Origin of the sequence: Alkanindiges hydrocarboniclasticus, from assembly GCF_001982605.1 — a bacterium.
GTDB classification, from domain to species: Bacteria; Pseudomonadota; Gammaproteobacteria; order Pseudomonadales; family Moraxellaceae; genus Alkanindiges; species Alkanindiges hydrocarboniclasticus.
Genome location: NZ_MLCN01000022.1, coordinates 25,019 through 43,778, shown reverse-complemented (window position 1 = coordinate 43,778; position 18,760 = coordinate 25,019). Strand labels below are relative to the sequence as shown.

Genomic DNA, 18,760 nt, shown 5'->3' with positions numbered 1-18,760 from the left:
ATTGAGGTTATTGATGAGTAGCAAATCCGGAAGCAGACTGGGAAGAAGCCTGTTGGCGCAAATCAGCAGCATAATTATTGGTTCCTTCCTGATGCGCTATCTGGTCTGGTTCATTGTTATTCTGTATACGCTGATAAGCCTGATCACCTGGCCATACGGCAGAGACATCCTTGGGCTGTTTTTTTCATCCAGCAGCCAGCATATCCTAACCCTAATTTGTGCCCTGTTAAGCTTGCTTGGGCTATATGATGTACTTCAGAAGAAACATACCTTAATGCGTACCTATCCTGTTATAGGTCATTTTCGCTATATTTTTGAGATGTTACGGCCAGAGCTAAGGCAATACCTGTTTGAAGGTGAAGAGGATTATTTACCTTTTTCGCGGGCGCAGCGAAGCCTGATTTACCAGCGCTCCAAAAATTTAAGCTCAGAAAAACCGTTTGGTACCTTGCTGGACGTATACGCCACGAACTATGAGTTTATCAGCCATTCCATTCGGCCAGTACCACAGGCTGATCCGGATACCTTTCGGGTTGTTATTGGCAATGAGCAGTGCCAACAACCTTATTCTTCCTCAATTTTTAATATCTCGGCCATGAGTTTTGGCAGCTTAAGTGCCAATGCCATTCGTGCCTTAAATAAAGGGGCTAAAAAGGGTAATTTTTCACATGATACCGGTGAGGGCAGTATTAGCCCGTACCATCTGGAATATGAGGGTGATCTGGTTTGGGAGCTAGGCAGTGCCTATTTTGGCTGCCGTAACAGTTTTGGCCAGTTTGACCCGGAAAAATTTGCCAGACAGGCCGCCTTGCCATCTGTAAAAATGATTGAAATTAAAATCAGTCAGGGTGCAAAACCGGGCCACGGCGGCATTTTGCCACGGCAAAAAATTACCCCGCAAATTGCAGCAGTGCGCGGTATTCCCATGACTGAAGATTGTATTTCTCCAGCCGGACATTCTACCTTTTCTAACCCGCTGGAACTGATGGCCTTTATTCAGCGTTTGCGTGAGCTTAGCAATGGCAAGCCCGTTGGCTTTAAGCTCTGTATTGGCCAGCCATGGGAGTTTATGGGGATTGTCAAAGCCATGCTGCAAACTGGTGTGGTGCCAGATTTTATTGTGGTGGATGGAGCGGAAGGTGGGACTGGCGCGGCCCCACTGGAATTTACCAATCATATAGGCGCGCCCTTGCGTGAAGGATTGCTGTTTGTGCATAACACGCTGGTTGGCGTTAACCTGCGCGACAAAATCAAGGTGGGCGCTGCAGGCAAAATTGTGAGTGCCTTTGATATTGCAAGGGTATTTGCATTGGGCGCCGACTGGGTCAATGCCGGGCGCGGCTTTATGTTTGCACTGGGCTGCATTCAGTCTTTAAGCTGCAATACCAATAAATGTCCGACAGGCGTTGCCACCCAGAGTGAGTCACGGCAAAAAGCACTGGTGGTGACGGATAAAGGCGAGCGAGTCTACCGCTATCATCGCAATACCTTGCATGCACTGGCAGAAATGATTGCTGCCGCTGGCTTGCGTCATCCTTGTGATATCAAGGCGCATCATTTGGTGCGTCGCTATTCGGCCACTGAAATCAAAAACTACGAGCAAATCCATTTCTTTTTAAAGCCGGGTGATTTGCTTAAAGATACAACAGACAGTAATTTTTATCATGACATGTGGAAGAAGTCACAAGCTGAGTCTTTTGAATGTTTAACCGGATGCTTTGAGTAATATTAGGCCTTGGGGCTGGTTTTATTTAGCGTCCTTAATAATTGATAAAGCAATGTTAAAGACCTGCTAAAGCAACAGGATGTAAAGTTAAGCTAAATCAGGTAAGGATATTTACATACCTATAGAGCATGAATGTTTTCTGATGAGCTAATTTTTAATTTTTTCAGCAGCTTAATTGGGCCTTCGAGACATTTGGGCCAAAGCAGGGCTTCATAGCCCTTTCACATCACTTAATTTTTTCATACATGAACAGCTAAGAAAACTTTTAGGATCAATATTCTTATCAAAACCGGACCTGACTCATGCTGAAAACTGATCCACAGATGCAGGCTATACTTGATCAACTTTCCAGATTTAATGCGCCATCCCTGGAAAAATTATCCGCGGAAAATGCACGCAATAATCCAACCTTGAAAAATGCAGTTGAAGAAATGGCTGCTGAAAGTGCAGTAATTCGTTCCAAGAATCTGGTAATGCCCAGCATGCCAGAACCGGTAGCGCGTATTGAGCATATTTTAATCCCAACCGATTACGGTGAAGTGCTGGCCAGTGTGTTTACACCAGAAGGTGATGGGCCATTTCCGGTGATTATATACTTTCATGGTGGGGGCTGGGTGATTGCCAATCTGGATGTCTATGAGCCTTCCTGCCGTCGCTTATGTAATGCCGCCGACAGTATCGTGGTTTCAGTGGCCTACCGTCAGGCACCCGAACACAAGTTTCCTGCCGCAGTTGATGATGCTTATGCAGCGCTGCAATGGGTGCTGGAAAATGCTTCGAGCTTGAATGGCGATCCGCTAAGAGTGGCGGTTGCTGGCGAAAGTGCCGGGGGTAATCTGGCTACTGTATCCTGCTTGCGTGCCAAGGATGAAGGCGGCTTGATGCCAGTGGCACAGTTGCTGGTTTATCCGGTTACAGACAGCCAGATGAACTCACCATCCTATACCGAGCAAGCCAATGCCAAGCCATTGAATGCAGCCATGATGCAATGGTTCTGGGGGCATTACCTAAATCACATGAGCGAAGGCGAGCATGCGTATGCTTCTCCACTGCGTGCACCTGACCTGACTGGCTTACCGCCCACTACAGTGGTAACAGCCGAACTTGACCCATTGCGTGATGAGGGTGAAGCCTATGCACAGCGGCTGGCAGATGCGGGTGTGCAGGTGAGTACCCGACGTTATGAAGGCGTTACCCATGAATTTTTTGGTCTGGCTGGCGCAGTAGGCAAAGCCAAAGATGCCGTGGATTTTGCAGTTGGTAATTTACGCAAGATTTTTAATACCGATGACAATAGCAACTTTTAGCGCTTTGATTAATTTGATTAACTGGCTAATTCTTATTATTTAAAGCTAAAAAAGGATAGGGCATGAATAGCCATATCCTTTTTTCTCTGTATGTTTAACTTAATTCAATGCTTAACATTACAGTTTAAACTGGCGAAACTCGGCAATTTCTTTAGCTTTGGGCCATTGCTGTAGCAGGCTGGCCGCATATTTTTGTGCACGACTGGCAAAGTTGACATCAAACCATGCGGAATACGTGTCAATGTCATCAATACGCAGGATATGCATCCGATCTATAACCACCAGATAATCTGATTCCATAACTGGCGGCTCAAGCAGACTATTAACCTGTTTAAGCTGTACCCGGCTGGAAATACGCTGGGCCAGTTTAACCAGTTGATGCGTGCTGGCCTGCTGGTCGGCCAGACTATTAAGCAACATCAGTACATCCCGTTTGGGAGAGTGCCGGATAAAATCCAGCAAACCCTGACTAATGCGCTTGTCATCAAATAGCTCATGCATATAAGGCATAATAATCAGCACTTCCCGCCGGGCTAGCCCCAGTAGTTTAACCAGCGCTTGCTGAATCACATCCTTACCGGAAATAGCTACCTGCTGATTTGCCTGCTGGCTAGCAGTGGCTGCTTCATTATCAGGCATGGCCTCATCAGAAATTTTATTATAAAAACCATCTGGATGAACGTCAGCCATAGGCACTGACTGTACCGGTGTATGGCGACTTTCTGCACTGGCTGAAGCAGTCCCAATTTTTACATGAACTGGAATATATTCGATTCCTTCATCATGCTCGCCAGCATCAGTAATCTGATCAGGCGGTGTAGAACTGGCATCATCCATTGCAGGTCTCCCGATAGCTATTTCAACTGGTTTGTACAATTCGACTGTATGAACTGTAGCAATAAGGGACCAGATTTATTGCTCTCAATTGTACTAAAACCTTATTCCGGAATCTGAATAAGTACAATAGCGTCTTCATACAAATCACAGAACATGGCCAGCAGGTCCTGGTGGTCGTCTGCTGTGCTCGTATTTTCCAGTTCAGGGGATGGTAAATTTAGTGACTGCAAATCAAGAACTTCGCCATCAGTCAGGCGTTTGAGCACGGGTGCAAGCTTGGCAGGAACTTCCAGTTTCTCACCCTGCGCCCAGAATTCGAGCTGCTTATTATCGGCATAGCGATACAATAGGCGTGTGGCAGGTTCACGCTGAATAATAGCGCCTTCCTGTAGTAGCTCGCCAAGCTCCTGTGTGCTGAGGGCTTCATTTTCTGGCAAGCTGTCTGGATATTTGCTTTCAGTCAAAAGGCTTAACGCCGCTTCATCAAAATAACTGGTATTTTGCAGTAGCTGCATCACTTGCTGCTTCAACATGGCCAGATCGGTTGCGCTAACTTCTCCAGCGTCCTGAATAGACCGAGTGGCAAGGTCGGGTACTGGAATCTGGGTATCGGGTTTGCTGAGCAGATGATCAGTAAAATCATCCAGCAATTGCGTGCGATCCGGCATGCGAAACCCAAACGACAAGGTTAGGCAGTTGTCTTCAGCTACGCCATAGTGTGACAGGGTAGGTGGCACATACAGCAAATCACCCGGTTCAAGGATTTCATCAAAATCCACATTCATATCTGGCAGCAGGCGCAATGGCTGGTTGGGAATTAATTCGCAATCCGGTGTGCAATATTGGCCCAGTTGCCAGCGACGCTTGCCATAAGCCTGAACCAGAAATACGTCATATTGATCAAAATGCCGGCCAACTGAACCACCTTTGGGCGCATAAGACACCATAATGTCATCACGTCGCCATTGAGGAATAAAATCAAAATGCTGCCATAGCTGGGCAATATCTGGCGAAAAATGATCCAGAGCTTGTACCAGCAGCGTCCATAATGGTGGTAGTTTTTTAAAATCCTTGGCGGTTAATGGTGAGTTTTTAACCCGCCATTGTTCATTTTGTGCACCCTGCTGGGTAAGCAGCCGTGCAGTGACGCCTTCTTCCTGAGCCAACTCCAGAATATCATCAGGTACCAGTAAGCCCTTAACTTCCGGTAAAGCATTTTTAACCAGCAGTGGTTTTTTTTGCCAATATTCTGCAAAAAATTCGGCTGCACTAATGCCACCCAGTACCTGTAAATTTTGCATGTGACTGCATCTTCCTATTTAAACAATGAATAAAAACGTTGAATAAGCGCCGCACAAAGTGCGCCTAGTGTTGCCAGTGCCATATCTTTTTGGGCATCCCACATGTCACCTTGCTGACCATTATAGTTTTCAGCTGCTTCTGGTGATAAGCCAATTGCAATTAACCATTCAATCAGTTCATAGACCATGCTGGTTGCCATAATAAACTGGATAGCGAGTAGAGCAATTTTAAAGGGCTTAACCTGCGGTAGCCATACTGAAAACACATCGCAGCAAATTTTGAATAACAATAATCCGTAAGCAAAGTGAATTAGCCGGTCATACATATTACGTGACCAGCCAAAGTGCTGGTTCAGGTCAAAGTCAAACCAGTTTTTGATCCATTCATTATAAGGCACAAAAGAGTACAGGTAATGCGCGCCCAGAATATGTAGCAGTATAAAAACAATAACCTGAACAAAACCGGATATGCTGACATTACGTTGCAATTGCAAAAATAACAGTAAGGCAGCCCCCAGTATTGTGCCTGTCTGGTGCAGCAGATAGGAATCAAGATCCAGTGGATTAATGGATGCAATGATACTGGCCAAAAGCAGAATTCCCAGCAATAACCAGTGAATCAGGCCAGTTTTGGGAAATTGATGATAAGGACTAAAAAAAGACATTAAGACGCTTCCTGTGCTCTGTTATTCATATGGGGTTATCCGTTTTTAAAATTCTTAAGTTTAAATGAGAAGTAATGATAAACCGAAACAATAAAATCCGGTTAACATACTCAATAGCTAATTTAATATCCTAGTGTAATTTTTAAAATTGTAAAACATAAAAAGGGCAAACGCAGTTCACCCTTTTTATTAGCCCTACAACTGCCATATTAGCAACTTACATCAAGTACAGCACTAAAAACCCTAAACAAATCAGTTAGTGGTTTTGAGCAACTTTTCAAGAAGTTGAGGCAGGTTTTTGGCTTGCTCGGCAGCATTACCTGTATAGGTGGCAGGGGTCATCTCGGCCAGACGATTGCGGTCAGCTTCAGGTACGGCAGCCAGTTCATCACTTTGCACAAAACTCACCATAACATCGCGGGTCATGGCTTGTCCCCGGGTGAGTTTTTTCAGTTTTTCGTAAGGCTGTTCAACATTATAACGGCGCATTACAGTTTGGATTGGCTCGGCCAGTACTTCCTGTGAGGCATCCAGATCAGCCAGCAGGCGGTCGCTATTAAGCTCCAGCTTGCCAATACCTTTTAGGCAGGCTTCAAAAGCAATCAGGCTTTGCGCAAAACCAACACCCATGTTACGCAATACAGTAGAGTCAGTCAGGTCACGTTGCCAGCGCGATACAGGCAATTTTTCACCCAAGTGAGCCAGTACGGCATTGGCAATACCAAGGTTGCCTTCAGAGTTTTCAAAGTCAATCGGGTTAACCTTGTGTGGCATGGTTGAAGAACCCACTTCGCCTTCTTTCAGCTTTTGCTTGAAATAACCCAGAGAAATATAACCCCATACATCACGGTTAAAATCAATCAGAATGGTATTAAAGCGCTTCAAGGCATCAAATAGTTCTGCCATGTAATCATGTGGCTCAATCTGGGTGGTGTACGGATTAAAGTCCAGACCCAGTGAATTGACAAAGCTTTCTGCATGCGCGGCCCAGTCTACTTCTGGATATGCAGACAAATGGGCATTGTAATTGCCTACTGCGCCATTAATCTTGCCCAGCAACTCTACCTGTTCAAACTGCTTGATCTGGCGCGCCAGACGATAGGCCACATTAGCCATTTCCTTACCCAGTGTGGTCGGGCTGGCAGTTTGGCCATGGGTACGCGATAGCATGGGCTGTTCGGCATGTTTAAGGGCCAGTGCAGTAATGGCATCACAGAGCTGGCGCATAGAATCCAGCAACACTTCACGGCCATTTTTTAGCATTAAGGCATGCGACAGGTTATTGATGTCTTCTGAGGTACAGGCAAAGTGAATAAACTCACCGACACTATTTAAAGCATCAATACCGGCAATTTTTTCCTTGAGGAAATATTCAACGGCTTTAACGTCGTGGTTGGTGGTGGCTTCAATTGTCTTGATGCGTAATGCGTCATCTTCACTAAAGTCACTCACAATGGCATCTAGCGCAGCATTGGTGCTATCAGAAAAAGGTGCGACTTCATTGATACCTTCATGGCGGGCCAGAGATTGCAACCAGCGAACCTCGACGGTAACACGCGCTGCAATCAGGCCAAATTCGGAAAGATACGGGCGAAGTGCATCACATTTTTTGGCGTAACGGCCATCAAGTGGAGAAAGCGCGGTTAAAGAGTTCATGCGAGATTGCTTCCTAATGACAAACAAAAATTTTAAAAAACTAAACACCAGAAATAAAAGGTGTCACAAAAAAATAAGGGTAAAACAGCAGGGCTATAGGCTGGCGGAAATTTTATGCCAAAACATCAGTCAAAACCCAGCTAATTCCACCATAGTTAAATATTTAGCATTCAACAGGCCTGCTAAATACAGGAATTACCCAACAGTCAGTCTATTATCAGGCCGTCTAACTCAGGCTTCAGGCTCGTAAAAAACCGGTGAGGACTGATAGCGAACTTTGGCCAGCTGGCGCAAATCTTCCAGCATGGCTTTACGGCCAAATACCAGTTGCCAGCGATTGCCGCCCAGTTGCCGCCAGAAATGCGCTGCCTGTAAACCTGAAAACAGGCAGGCCCGAATAGCATCGATAGTGGGCTGGTTTTTCAGGTATTCCGGTTTGCCACGTACTGACAGTCGGGGAGTTAGCTGGCCCGCCGTATCAATATATAAACTGGCAAGGCTGGCCAAAATTGCGGGATGCTGCACATTATGGTCAAAAAAGTTCAGGCGCTGCTCTATGTTGGCCTGTTCTCCAGTAATGCGCTGGGCAAAAGCAGGTTTTTTGTACACCTTTTTTTCAAGCTGCATGAGTGCCATGGCATAGCGCAAGGTTTCACCATACTGGCGTGGCAGTGGCAAACGTGAGCGGGTATTCTGGTAAGGCTGAATCAGGGCACCTTCCAGACTGCGCAGGCCAATGTGCAGGTTTTCAACATTTCCATACAGGTCAAAACTAAACAGGCTGTTTGGCTGCTGGTCATGAATCTGAAGGCTGGCTTGCAGTAAGGCAGAAAAGCTCTGGTTCGACAAACCGGTTAAGGTATTCTTGCCTTGGGTGGCCAGTGAGTAGGTCAGTTGGGCTGCCTGAAATAGGGCAACCAGTGCCAACAAACGGTTTTGCCGTTCGGTAATACCTGAATTGGTCAGGGCATCATTAAGGTGCTGCTGAATTTCCGGGGTAAAGTGCTGCTTAGCCATGAAGTAACCCCCCATTTACCGTATTACCCTTGTCTACTATACCTACTGCATCCATTCCTCCTGCGTTGGTATGATGAATTACGCCACCACCCAGACAGGTTTCACCCTGATAAAACACCACAGATTGCCCGGGCGTCACAGCACGCTGTGGCTCATGAAACTCAACCCGTACACCGCCCGGTTGCAGGCTATTGTCGGCATAAACTGTACAATGCTGATCCGCCTGACGATAACGGGTTTTTGCAGTACAAATTAAACCTTGAGCCGGAATATTGGCCACCCCAGCAACCCAGTCAATGCTGTCACTCCACAACACATTGCTTTGCATCAGCGGATGATCATGGCCTTGTCCAATAATTAACTGGTTATTTTGCATGTCCTTGGCCAATACAAACCATGCACCTTCAGCCTGATTCTTCAGGCCACCAATGCCAATACCGCCCCGCTGGCCCAGGGTGTAGTACATCAGGCCATCATGCTTGCCAACCACTTCACCAGCATCCGTAATAATTTCACCCGGCTGGGCAGGCAGGTATTGCTTTAAAAAATCCTTAAAACGGCGTTCGCCAATAAAGCATATTCCGGTGGAGTCTTTTTTACTGGCAGTACTCAAGCCCAGTTCAATGGCTTTTTGGCGCACCTGTGGTTTTTCAAGTTCACCTACTGGAAACAGGGTTTTTGCAATCTCGCGGCCATGTACTGCATGCAGAAAATAGCTCTGGTCCTTATTTTGATCCAGCCCGCGCAATAGCGGTGCATAAGGCTCACCCAGACTATTGGTTTGTACAGCGCCACGCCGCGCATAATGACCCGTTGCAATAAAATCCGCGCCCAGTGTCAAGGCATGATCCAGAAAGGCCCGAAACTTAATTTCCTTATTGCACAGAATATCGGGATTTGGTGTACGGCCCGCCGAATATTCCTTTAAAAAATGCTCAAATACCCGATCCCAGTATTCCATAGAAAAGTTGGCGGTACGCAAGGGAATACCCAGACCGTCACAGACACTTTGCGCATCGGCCAGATCACGCATGGCAGTACAGTACTCAGTACCGTCGTCATCTTCCCAGTTTTTCATGAACAGGCCTTCAACCTGATAGCCCTGTTCCAGCAATAATGCAGCAGATACCGACGAATCCACACCGCCTGACATGCCCACAATTACATAGTTACTCATCAGTAAACCTTTCTAAAATTTGAGTCTGGCCATTGCCATCTGTTACCCATTTACTTAAAGCCTGTATTTGAACAGGACTTATTCAGTAGGCAGTGTTCACGTTCAGGCATTTAATAGGTCGGGTGAAGAATTAAATAAAGGTTGTTCAAAAATAATATCCAGTGGATAGCGCTTGCCCTGTAATGCATCCTGTACACAGCGAATTACCAGCGGGCTACGCGCCCGCGCGGTTTCCTCAAGTGCTTCCAGTGTCATCCAGAGGGCCTGTTCAATCCCGGTGTCCAGCGGACGGGCTGCATCATGTGATAGCGGTTTGGCCAGAAAACAAAAACGATAATAAGTACAGTCCGGATCAGCTGGCGGGGTATAAGTATAGATGCCCAGCAAATGAGTTACATCAACAGTCCAGCCGGTTTCTTCCAGTGTTTCACGTACAGCAGCTTCAATCAGTGTTTCATGGGCTTCAACATGACCGGCAGGCTGATTAATCACCAAATGACTTGCCGACAAACTTTGTTCTTCGACAAACAGGAAGCGCTGTTGATCATCCTGCACAATGGTGGCAACCGTCACATGAGGTATCCAGGACATAGGTGAAATCACACTAAGACAATAAAGTGAGTATGATACGAAAGTTGCCAGTTTTGGGCAATCAAAGCTGTTAGGGAAAGCGATAATCAGCCTGATTTAATATCTTTAATTTATACCTTTGTAGATACAAACCCTTAAACCAATACAAACGACAACCATAAGGCTCAAGTATAAAAAATGCCCAAACAGCGTTGGGCATTTTCAAAGCCGAAAAGCCAAATTGCGATTTAGCCAAAAAACTTGCTAAAGAAAATTTTCACATGGTCAATCATACGGGCAAAGAAACCAGATTCTTCAACCGCTTCCAGTGCCACCAGTGGTTTTTCACTTAGCATTTTACCATCAAGATTAGCCACCACTTTACCAATAACCTGACCTTTTTGAATCGGTGCTTTCAGGTCAGGATTAATAACCAGTTGGGTTTTAACATTGGCAGCCTGACCCCGTGGTAGAGTTACGGCCATATTTTCTGCCAGACCTACCGATACAGCCTCGGTTTGGCCAAACCATACTGGTGTCGTAGCCAGCGACTGACCCGCTGGACGCAGTGTGGTGTTTTCAAAATTGCTAAAGCCCCAGTTTAAAATAGCACGGGTCTGGCTGGCCCGTTCATCCATACTTGGTGTGCCCATCACCACTGCAATCAGGCGCATTGGACCGCGTTTGCTGGAGGCCACCAGACAATAGCCAGCCGCTTCGGTATGACCAGTTTTTAAGCCATCGACGCTAGGGTCGGTATACAGCAAGGCATTACGGTTGCCTTGCTTAATGCCGTTATAAGTAAATTCTTTTTCAGAATAAATCGGATAATATTTGGAACTATCCTTAATGATATGGCGTGCCAGAATAGCCATGTCCAGCGCAGATGAATAATGTCCATCCATTGGCATACCCGTTGCATTCATAAAATGACTATGGTTCATGCCTAAATGTTTGGCTTCCTGATTCATCATCTCGGCAAATGCGCCTTCATTGCCAGCAATATGCTCAGCCATAGCTTTGGATGCATCGTTGCCAGACTGGATAATAATACCGCGCAACATGTCAATGACACTGGCTGAACCATTTAAGGGCACATACATGCAGGATTCTGAACTGCTGCCACGACACCACGCTGATTCATTCATGCGAACCATGTCGGTTTCTTTAAGCTGACCGGACATCAGGCGCTTCTCAATAATGAAGCTGGTCATCATCTTGGTCATGGATGCAGGAGGCAACTCTGCATTTTCATTAGAACCAGCCAGAACCTGGCCTGTGTCATAATCTACGAGTACGTATGCTTTATTGTCGAGAGTCGGTGGAAGAGGTAATGCTGTCACAGCATGTGCATTAATTGTAAAACCAGTAAATACAGCAGCAACAGTTAAGGCGCGTAGGCTAGACATGGCTAGAATTTCCATTTTAGCAAAATAAACAGTAAGCGGGAGATTCTAAGCCATGCAGCCTGAGCAACCAAGCATGATTGCCCAGACAATACAAAAAAATTATTTTTTAGTTTTATTGCTATTTGCCGGATAATTCACAATATCTTGGCAAACGGCGCGGTTATCCTGCACGCTGGCCTTGTTGGCATCTTCACGGGCTTCCTTTAGTTTACCCTGATATTCAGCATCATCTGCCAGTGCTTTTAACGCCATGACCGGCTGATCAATATTGGGCATCAGGTCTTTCAGCAAGCGCTCATATCCGTTATCAAATTTCTTGCTGTTGCCAATGAGCTTGGGGCAAATTTCACCCAGGATATCTACAGCAGCAATTTCCTCCTGCGTTACGGGTAGTGAGCTTTTAAACTCAACCTTGTCGCCTTTACTGGCAGTCTGGCTGGCTGCGCTGCTGGCTGGTGCCGCATTAACAGTAGCAATGCTCGTGGTGCACAGTACTGCAATAGCAAGCGTTTTAACCCACGGAAAATTTGTAAAATTCAGGTTTGTTTTAGTCATGTGTATCATTCCAGATCGTAAGCAGGGCTAGCATAAAGCCAATCTGGCCAAGCTTAATGAAGCTTTTTGTTGATTTTTCATGAGAAAAACTTATAGCAGTGCAGCAAAAGTATTAGCGTTGAGCGATTATTGATTTTTTCTAAAGCATAATGTGAGTTTTCGTTATCAGTTCGTGAAAAAAACGTTTCTAAACTATTTTTCTTGTTATGCTTTGGCGGTGTTTGTAAAAGGCTAACCGCACAAACACAGATTTTCAAGTGAGATAAAGTTATTCAGGGCAGGGGTGTTTTATGAAGTGGTTTCGCTATTTATCAGGGCTTTCCATGCAGCTTTCTACACAAAAGCAGGCAGATATAGCAACCGGTAAATGCAGTATTTCCACCCGTAACGTCATCATGTGCAGTGCTACGGTGTTGCTGATGGCAGGTTGTGCTTCCAAGCCTGTTGTAAATCCAAGCCAGTCCCGTTTAATTGTTATTCCTCAATATTATACTGTTAAGGCAGGTGACACTTTAAGCCAGATTGCAGCACGTTATAATCTGGATTACCGCGAAATTGCCCGCATTAATAATATTGATTCCAGTTATACCATCTATACCAACCAGAGCTTACGACTACACAGTGGTGGTAAGGATGCACCCCGAATTCAGGTTAGAACCTCTGCAACACCTGCGCCAGTGGCCATTCAGTCCAGAAGTTTGCCTACACAGCCTGTGCGGACAACTGCGCAGACCAGCACGCCGGTACGTACAGTCCCTTCAGTGACTACGCCACCACCCATTCTACCTAATACCCCAGCCACGCTGCCATCTGGCCTGACCTGGCAATGGCCAGCAAGTGGCCCGGTTTTGCAGCAGTTTGAGCTGGCACGTGATATCAAGGGTATCCGCATTGGGGGCAATACTGGTGATCCGGTAAGGGCAGCAGCAGAGGGTGAGGTGGTGTATGCCAGTGACCGGCTAACCGAATATGGCAATCTGGTGCTAATCCGGCATATTAGTGGCTATGTCACTGCCTATGCCCATAATAGTAAAATAATCGTGAAGGAGACAGACCGTGTAAAGGCAGGACAGAAAATTGCCGAAATGGGTTCCAGTGGAACGACACAAACTATGCTAGAATTTCAGGTTCGTTTAAATGGTAAACCAATTAATCCAGCCAGCTTGCTGCCTGCCCGTTAGGGTTTATGATAAGTTGAACGAAAACCATAAAATAAATAAATCAGTAACATCCTTTTTGAGGTGAGCGCAAACAATGCTTGATAATTTACGAAGTATGGCAGTATTTGCCTGCGTGGTAGAGCGAGGGTCTTTTAGTGGTGCAGCCAGGGATCTGGGCATCACAACCAGTGCAGTAAGCCAGCAGATCCGTTCGTTAGAAGAAGAAATGGATGTGCTGCTGTTACATCGTTCTACTCGTAAATTAAGCTTAACAGAAGCGGGTCAGGCATTTTTTCACAGTTGTCAGGAAATGGTAGCCGCTGCTGAGCGCGGGCGTATCCGTATTAGTGAATTGCGTGATGATCTGGTAGGGGATTTACGGATTGCCACCACGCCAGAGCTGGGCGCAATGCATGTTGTACCTGCTTTATCATGCTGGTTGTCTGCGCATCCTAGCCTAAAAGTGTATTTTGAAGCAGATAACCGCTATATCGACCTGATTGAAGAACGAATTGATATTGCCATTCGCATGAGTCCCACACTGGCAGATTCATCATTAATTGCGCGTCCCATGGCGCGGGTAGATCAGATATTGTGTGCATCGCCCAGTTATTTGCGGCAGTTTGCACCTGTTCAAACGCCAGAAGACTTGGCCCAGCTTGAGCTTTTGCCCATTGATCTGGTACAAAATCCACAGGACATTTACCTGACCAATGCAGCATCAGGCGAGCAAAAACATGTGTTTATGCCAGCGCGTATTCATAGCAATAATGTCTTTGTGACCAAATCACTGTGTCTGGCCGGACATGGGGTTGGCCGTATTTTATATCTGGATGTGCAAAAGGAACTGGCACGGGGTGACCTTGTAGAAGTGCTGCCACAATGGAAAATGCAGGATTATATTTTGTATGCTGTGACTTTAAAGCGTGAACAGCAACCAACCAAGATTTATCGTTGTCTGGATGCACTGTCACAGTATTTTAGCCAGCTACCGGGTGGTCGCTCAGTGCGCCGTTTAACTGATGAGACAACACAGCAATAGCATGCTTGACTCTCCTGATAAAAAAAACCGCCTGAATTTGAGGCGGTTTTTTTATACGACTATTTTTTAAAAAATTAACAATTAGCCAGTTTAGGTTTTGCTTTGAATAAAATCACTAATGAGCGGTACCAGTCGAGCGATAATTTCATCAGCATCGGCCTGTGAAATATTCAGGGCTGGCAGCAAACGTACGACTTTGTCGGCAGTAACATTGATAATCAGTTGTTTTTCATCACGCGCACGTGCCACCAGTTCACCACAGGCAATTGGCAACTCAATACCAATCATCAAGCCAAAACCACGTACAGTTACCTGATACTGAGTGAGTTTTTGCTGGAATTGTTCAACCAGATAATTACCCATTTTGGCTGCGTTTTCAACAGCGCCTTCTTTTTCCAGACAGTCAATTACGGTATAGACGGTTCGGCAGGCCAATGGCGTACCCCCATAGGTTGAACCATGGTTACCAGCCGCAAACAGGTTAACTGCCTTGCCTTGTACCAGACAGGCACCCACTGGAAAACCATTGCCCAATCCTTTGGCCGTCGTGAGGACATCTGGGGTAATAGGGGTATGCTGGAAGGCAAAATATTTACCGGTACGGCCGTTACCCGTCTGGATTTCATCCAGCATGAGCAGCCAGTCATGCTGGTCACACAACTCGCGTAGCTGGTTTAGGTATTCAAAGCCCTGCGGCGCTGTATTGATGCCACCTTCACCCTGAATGGGTTCAACCAGAATAGCCACAATATCATCATGCTGGCTGGCCAGTTGCTTGATGGCGTCAACATCACCAAAGGGAACGCGTAAAAAGCCTTCTACCAGTGGCGCAAAACCTGCCTGTACCTTGGCATTGCCAGTAGCAGACAACGTTGCCAGAGTACGGCCATGGAATGATTTATCCATGACAATAATTTTTGGGCTGCCAAACCCTTTTTTATGACCACTAATCCGGGCCAGCTTAATTGCGGCTTCGTTGGCTTCCGCACCACTATTGCTAAAAAATACCTGCTGCATGCCTGCAACTTTTGTCAGTAACTGGCCTGCGGCTTCCTGCCATGGAATCTCGAACAGGTTACTGGTGTGTACCAATAGGCCAGCCTGCTCACTAATAGCCTGTGCCACTACCGGATGCGCATGGCCGAGTCCGCATACCGCAATCCCGGTTAAGGCATCCAGGTAGGCAGTGCCATCTTCAGTATATAAATAGCTTCCCTGACCTCGAACAAAAGCAATGGGTTGACGTGCATAGGTTGGCATTAAGCTGCTGGCTTGCTGAGTAGCTTGGTTATTTGCGGAATTAAAATCTGGGGGCACGGTCATTTTCAGCGCTCTTTGTTGAGATAAAACAGGAGATAAGCATCTTAACAAAACTTTTTGCTAGAGGTGAGGCGCTTTTTCAAGTTTTAACCAAAGGTCAGCATTGAAATTCGCTGTTATTAGCCTAATCTAAGGCAATAGCTGTTATGACAAATCGCCGCTATAATAGCGCCACATTTAAAGAGGTTTGTTTTATGACTGACGCAGCCAACCCTAATCCAGCTCATGCTGACAACAGTACCGAAACATTAATTCGTGAGCAAATTGCCAAGCATCCTGTCATTTTATACATGAAAGGAACACCACAGTTTCCACAGTGTGGCTTTTCGGCGCGTGCCATAGAAGCGTTAAGCCAGATTGGCCGTCCTTTTGCGTATGTCAATATTCTGGAAAACCCGGATATCCGTGCCACATTGCCACGTATTGCCAACTGGCCAACTTTTCCACAGCTATGGGTTGGTGGCGAATTGATTGGCGGAAGTGATATTGTGCTGGAAATGTTCCAGAAAGGTGAGCTTAAGCCGCTGATTGAACAAAACAGCCCGGAAGCGCAATAAGCTGTGCAATGATAATGCCTGCAAAAAGAGCCTGATATCAGGCTCTTTTTTATAGAATCAATACAGTAAGAAGCTCCAATCAAGCAGACCTTAAAAGGTTAGATAAAAGATCGAAGCTAGCCCGCCGATAGCTGCTGAATCTTGTAGCAGTCATCGAGCGCCAGCTCATAATAAGCCAGTCCCTGCTGGGCAGCCTGTAAGGCTTTTTGCTGCATAATGACATCGTGATTGCACAGGCGTTTGATCAGCTCCATTGCTTCATAAGGATGCAAATCATCATAGTGTGCATGCGCACGCAACCATGCCACAGTTCTGCTACTAATCTGGATGTCAGGATGCTGCGAGTAGGATTCAATACCCTTATAGACCTGAATGGTCCAGTCGCCAGTCGCCCATTCAATTGCCAGATTAGTGGCTGCAATGGTTTCAGCCAGAGTACCGCGATATGCCATGCTCCATAAATAATGATTAACCGCATTCATGGCCGCAGGAGGGCAAACATGATCAAGCTCGTCCACAGTTAAGCCAAAACCCATGGCCCAGTCGCGATACCAGTACAAGTGACGTTCTTCTATCTTAATATTCTGGATGAGCCAGTTACGTGCTTCGGTCACGCCGGGAAGCTGAAATGTAGTGGCCTTGGCAAGACTCATGGCCATATAGGACGGAAAATGCGCCACAAGCGGATAAAAATTTAATAGTGCATGTTTAAAGCAGGCCAGACTTAATCGTCCGGCCGCCAGGTCCTGAAACAGGGGATGCTGGCTGACCCGGTTTTTGGCTGGCACCAACTGATCCCAAAATGCCTGTGACCATTCGGTATGCGGCGTGATTTCCAACGCATGGCTGTATGCTTTTTTATCCTGAGACTCTTTAGGTGCGGTAGCTGTACTATCCATATGACTATTTAAGGTGTTCATGGTTTTTCCCTAACCTTTAATTTATATTTTCATCCTTTATTTAACTTAATAATTTCCAGTACATAATGACATGGTTATTTTGTAAACTAACGTGTAAGCCTTTTATTACATTTTGTAATCTTAACTATCAAAAAAGATAAAACTTCTGCTAAGTTTACACAATATAAAACTAATAGAAATACTTTTTCCCAATGTTAGGACGACGGCGGGACTGATATAAGGACATGGAGATGTTTAGCACTTCCACAAGGATGCGGCGGTAATGAAATTACAAGGTTCCAACCTGCTGGAACGTAAGGAAATCCAAAAATTATTAGGCAAAGATTTAAACTTTGTCTGGTTTCCTGCAACGCTAGAAAAAGATTACCGTTTCCAATACCAGAATGAAGCAGCCCATGAGTTTCGTTATCGTGGGCCTATTATCCTGTTGCTTTATCTTTTTTTAAGTTATGGCATTTACCAGTTACTGCCACCCGAGCAAGTGGGTTTATGGCTAAAGCTATATAGCTGCGTTGGCATCATTGTGTTTGTGGCGTGGGGATTTAGCTGGTTTGAAAAAATGCACCAGTGGTTTGACTGGTATGCCACCATAGGTTCAACCATTGCCATTGCCATTTCTTTTACCATTGTTAACCTTGTTTATGATGAACAAGGCAGTGTGCTACTACATGCAGCAATTATGTATGCCGTAGTCATTGTCTATGGTTTTGTGGGCTTGCGCTTTTATGTGGCTATTCTGGCTGGGTGGCTGGGTGGAGCGCTGGGTACTTTGGTTAGCATGTTTTTTAGCGATGAGATTGCATGGACATTGCTTAATCGCACTTATACTTTTAGCAGTTTTTTAGGCATGGCTCTGGCTTATGTTACAGACCGTCATCACCGCGAAAATTATTTACAATCCTGTCTGCTGGAGTTGCATCGCATTGAAATGGTACAACAAACCCAGCAACTGGAAGTAATGTCACGTCAGGATGCGCTAACAGGTATTGCCAACCGCCGTTATCTGGATGAAATGCTGGAAGAAGAATGGTATCGCGCAATGCGTCACCAGACTCCATTATCACTGATGATGATTGATATTGATTATTTTAAAGCCTATAACGATTCGCTGGGTCATCTGGCCGGGGATCAATGCCTGATCAAGATTGCACATGCGATTACTGATATTGCTACCCGCAGTGGTGAACTGGTCGCCCGCTATGGGGGTGAGGAGTTTGTGATTTTACTGCCTATGACCACCCAGCAACATGCAATCCGGCAGGCTGAACGGTTGTTGCGATCTATCAAAAATTTAACCATTCCACATCCAGCCAGTGAAATATCACAACATGTGACCTTAAGCATTGGCGTGGTATCGTATGTACCGCAAATGAATGAAGATGTGAATGACTTTTTATACTGTGCTGACCATGCCCTGTATAAAGCCAAGAGCAGAGGGCGTGATGGTTATGTATTTGCCCATCTGGCACCACAGTCTTTATCCAATACCAAGGCATCCTAAATAAAAACATATAAGGCAGTATTAGCTGCCTTATATGTTT

The 18,760-nt window shown here is 45.8% G+C and carries 17 protein-coding genes; 6 read left to right on the top strand and 11 right to left on the bottom strand.

What is annotated here, in order from left to right; translation table 11 throughout:
• Window positions 1-13: 13 nt before the first annotated feature.
• Both BKE30_RS08345 and BKE30_RS08340 read left to right on the top strand, forming a co-directional pair.
• Window positions 14-1,726, top strand: coding sequence for an FMN-binding glutamate synthase family protein (locus BKE30_RS08345; RefSeq protein ID WP_083698504.1), 1,713 nt, complete (start codon window positions 14-16; stop codon window positions 1,724-1,726).
• A 302-nt stretch (window positions 1,727-2,028) separates the two neighbouring features.
• Window positions 2,029-3,033 carry an alpha/beta hydrolase gene (locus BKE30_RS08340; RefSeq protein WP_198938060.1) on the top strand — a complete coding sequence of 335 codons (1,005 nt, stop codon included), beginning with the start codon at window positions 2,029-2,031 and terminating at the stop codon, window positions 3,031-3,033.
• Between the two features lie 117 nt (window positions 3,034-3,150).
• On the opposite strand, the gene BKE30_RS08335 is transcribed toward BKE30_RS08340, so the two are convergent.
• The 9 genes from BKE30_RS08335 to BKE30_RS08295 form a co-directional block, all read right to left on the bottom strand.
• Entirely contained in the window at window positions 3,151-3,870 is a 720-nt protein-coding gene (locus BKE30_RS08335; protein WP_076878139.1) for a DUF7931 domain-containing protein, read from the bottom strand.
• Window positions 3,871-3,971: 101 nt separating this feature from the next.
• Window positions 3,972-5,171: a cupin domain-containing protein gene (locus BKE30_RS08330; RefSeq protein WP_076878138.1), complete on the bottom strand. Its 1,200-nt coding sequence runs from the start codon at window positions 5,169-5,171 to the stop codon at window positions 3,972-3,974.
• A 14-nt stretch (window positions 5,172-5,185) separates the two neighbouring features.
• Window positions 5,186-5,836: a DUF2238 domain-containing protein gene (locus BKE30_RS08325; RefSeq protein WP_076878137.1), complete on the bottom strand. Its 651-nt coding sequence runs from the start codon at window positions 5,834-5,836 to the stop codon at window positions 5,186-5,188.
• Between the two features lie 252 nt (window positions 5,837-6,088).
• Window positions 6,089-7,492, bottom strand: a complete 1,404-nt coding sequence (gene purB, locus BKE30_RS08320) for an adenylosuccinate lyase (RefSeq protein ID WP_076878136.1) — start codon at window positions 7,490-7,492, stop codon at window positions 6,089-6,091.
• Between the two features lie 231 nt (window positions 7,493-7,723).
• Window positions 7,724-8,509 (bottom strand): lysogenization protein HflD, encoded by a 786-nt coding sequence (locus BKE30_RS08315; RefSeq protein WP_158073176.1) that lies wholly within the window; start codon window positions 8,507-8,509, stop codon window positions 7,724-7,726.
• The gene (mnmA, locus tag BKE30_RS08310; RefSeq protein WP_083698502.1) at window positions 8,502-9,686 is read right to left on the bottom strand and encodes a tRNA 2-thiouridine(34) synthase MnmA; all 1,185 of its coding nucleotides are present in this window, start codon (window positions 9,684-9,686) and stop codon (window positions 8,502-8,504) included. The genes BKE30_RS08315 and mnmA overlap by 8 nt, the downstream gene beginning before the upstream one ends.
• A 102-nt stretch (window positions 9,687-9,788) precedes the next feature.
• Window positions 9,789-10,277, bottom strand: coding sequence for an NUDIX hydrolase (locus tag BKE30_RS08305; RefSeq protein WP_076878236.1), 489 nt, complete (start codon window positions 10,275-10,277; stop codon window positions 9,789-9,791).
• Window positions 10,278-10,504: 227 nt separating this feature from the next.
• Entirely contained in the window at window positions 10,505-11,665 is a 1,161-nt protein-coding gene (locus BKE30_RS08300; RefSeq protein WP_076878235.1) for a D-alanyl-D-alanine carboxypeptidase family protein, read from the bottom strand.
• A 99-nt stretch (window positions 11,666-11,764) separates the two neighbouring features.
• Window positions 11,765-12,220 (bottom strand): MCR_0457 family protein, encoded by a 456-nt coding sequence (locus BKE30_RS08295; protein WP_076878135.1) that lies wholly within the window; start codon window positions 12,218-12,220, stop codon window positions 11,765-11,767.
• Window positions 12,221-12,615: 395 nt separating this feature from the next.
• Between BKE30_RS08295 and BKE30_RS08290 the strand changes: the two genes are divergently transcribed.
• Both BKE30_RS08290 and BKE30_RS08285 read left to right on the top strand, forming a co-directional pair.
• Window positions 12,616-13,401, top strand: coding sequence for a peptidoglycan DD-metalloendopeptidase family protein (locus BKE30_RS08290; protein WP_319822927.1), 786 nt, complete (start codon window positions 12,616-12,618; stop codon window positions 13,399-13,401).
• A 73-nt stretch (window positions 13,402-13,474) separates the two neighbouring features.
• Window positions 13,475-14,422, top strand: a complete 948-nt coding sequence (locus BKE30_RS08285) for a LysR family transcriptional regulator (RefSeq protein WP_076878133.1) — start codon at window positions 13,475-13,477, stop codon at window positions 14,420-14,422.
• 90 nt (window positions 14,423-14,512) lie between these two features.
• Here BKE30_RS08285 and BKE30_RS08280 read toward each other — a convergent pair whose 3' ends face one another.
• Window positions 14,513-15,745, bottom strand: coding sequence for an aspartate aminotransferase family protein (locus BKE30_RS08280; protein WP_076878132.1), 1,233 nt, complete (start codon window positions 15,743-15,745; stop codon window positions 14,513-14,515).
• 191 nt (window positions 15,746-15,936) lie between these two features.
• Here BKE30_RS08280 and grxD point away from each other — a divergent pair, with 191 nt between their 5' ends.
• On the top strand, window positions 15,937-16,299 hold the full coding sequence (gene grxD, locus BKE30_RS08275; protein WP_076878234.1) for a Grx4 family monothiol glutaredoxin: 363 nt from the start codon (window positions 15,937-15,939) through the stop codon (window positions 16,297-16,299).
• Window positions 16,300-16,415: 116 nt separating this feature from the next.
• Here grxD and BKE30_RS08270 read toward each other — a convergent pair whose 3' ends face one another.
• A complete protein-coding gene (locus BKE30_RS08270) occupies window positions 16,416-17,198 on the bottom strand; it encodes a TenA family transcriptional regulator (RefSeq protein WP_076878233.1) in 783 nt (260 codons plus the stop codon).
• Between the two features lie 283 nt (window positions 17,199-17,481).
• On the opposite strand from BKE30_RS08270, the gene BKE30_RS08265 reads away from it, so the two are divergent.
• On the top strand, window positions 17,482-18,720 hold the full coding sequence (locus BKE30_RS08265) for a diguanylate cyclase (RefSeq protein ID WP_076878131.1): 1,239 nt from the start codon (window positions 17,482-17,484) through the stop codon (window positions 18,718-18,720).
• Window positions 18,721-18,760 lie beyond the last annotated feature (40 nt).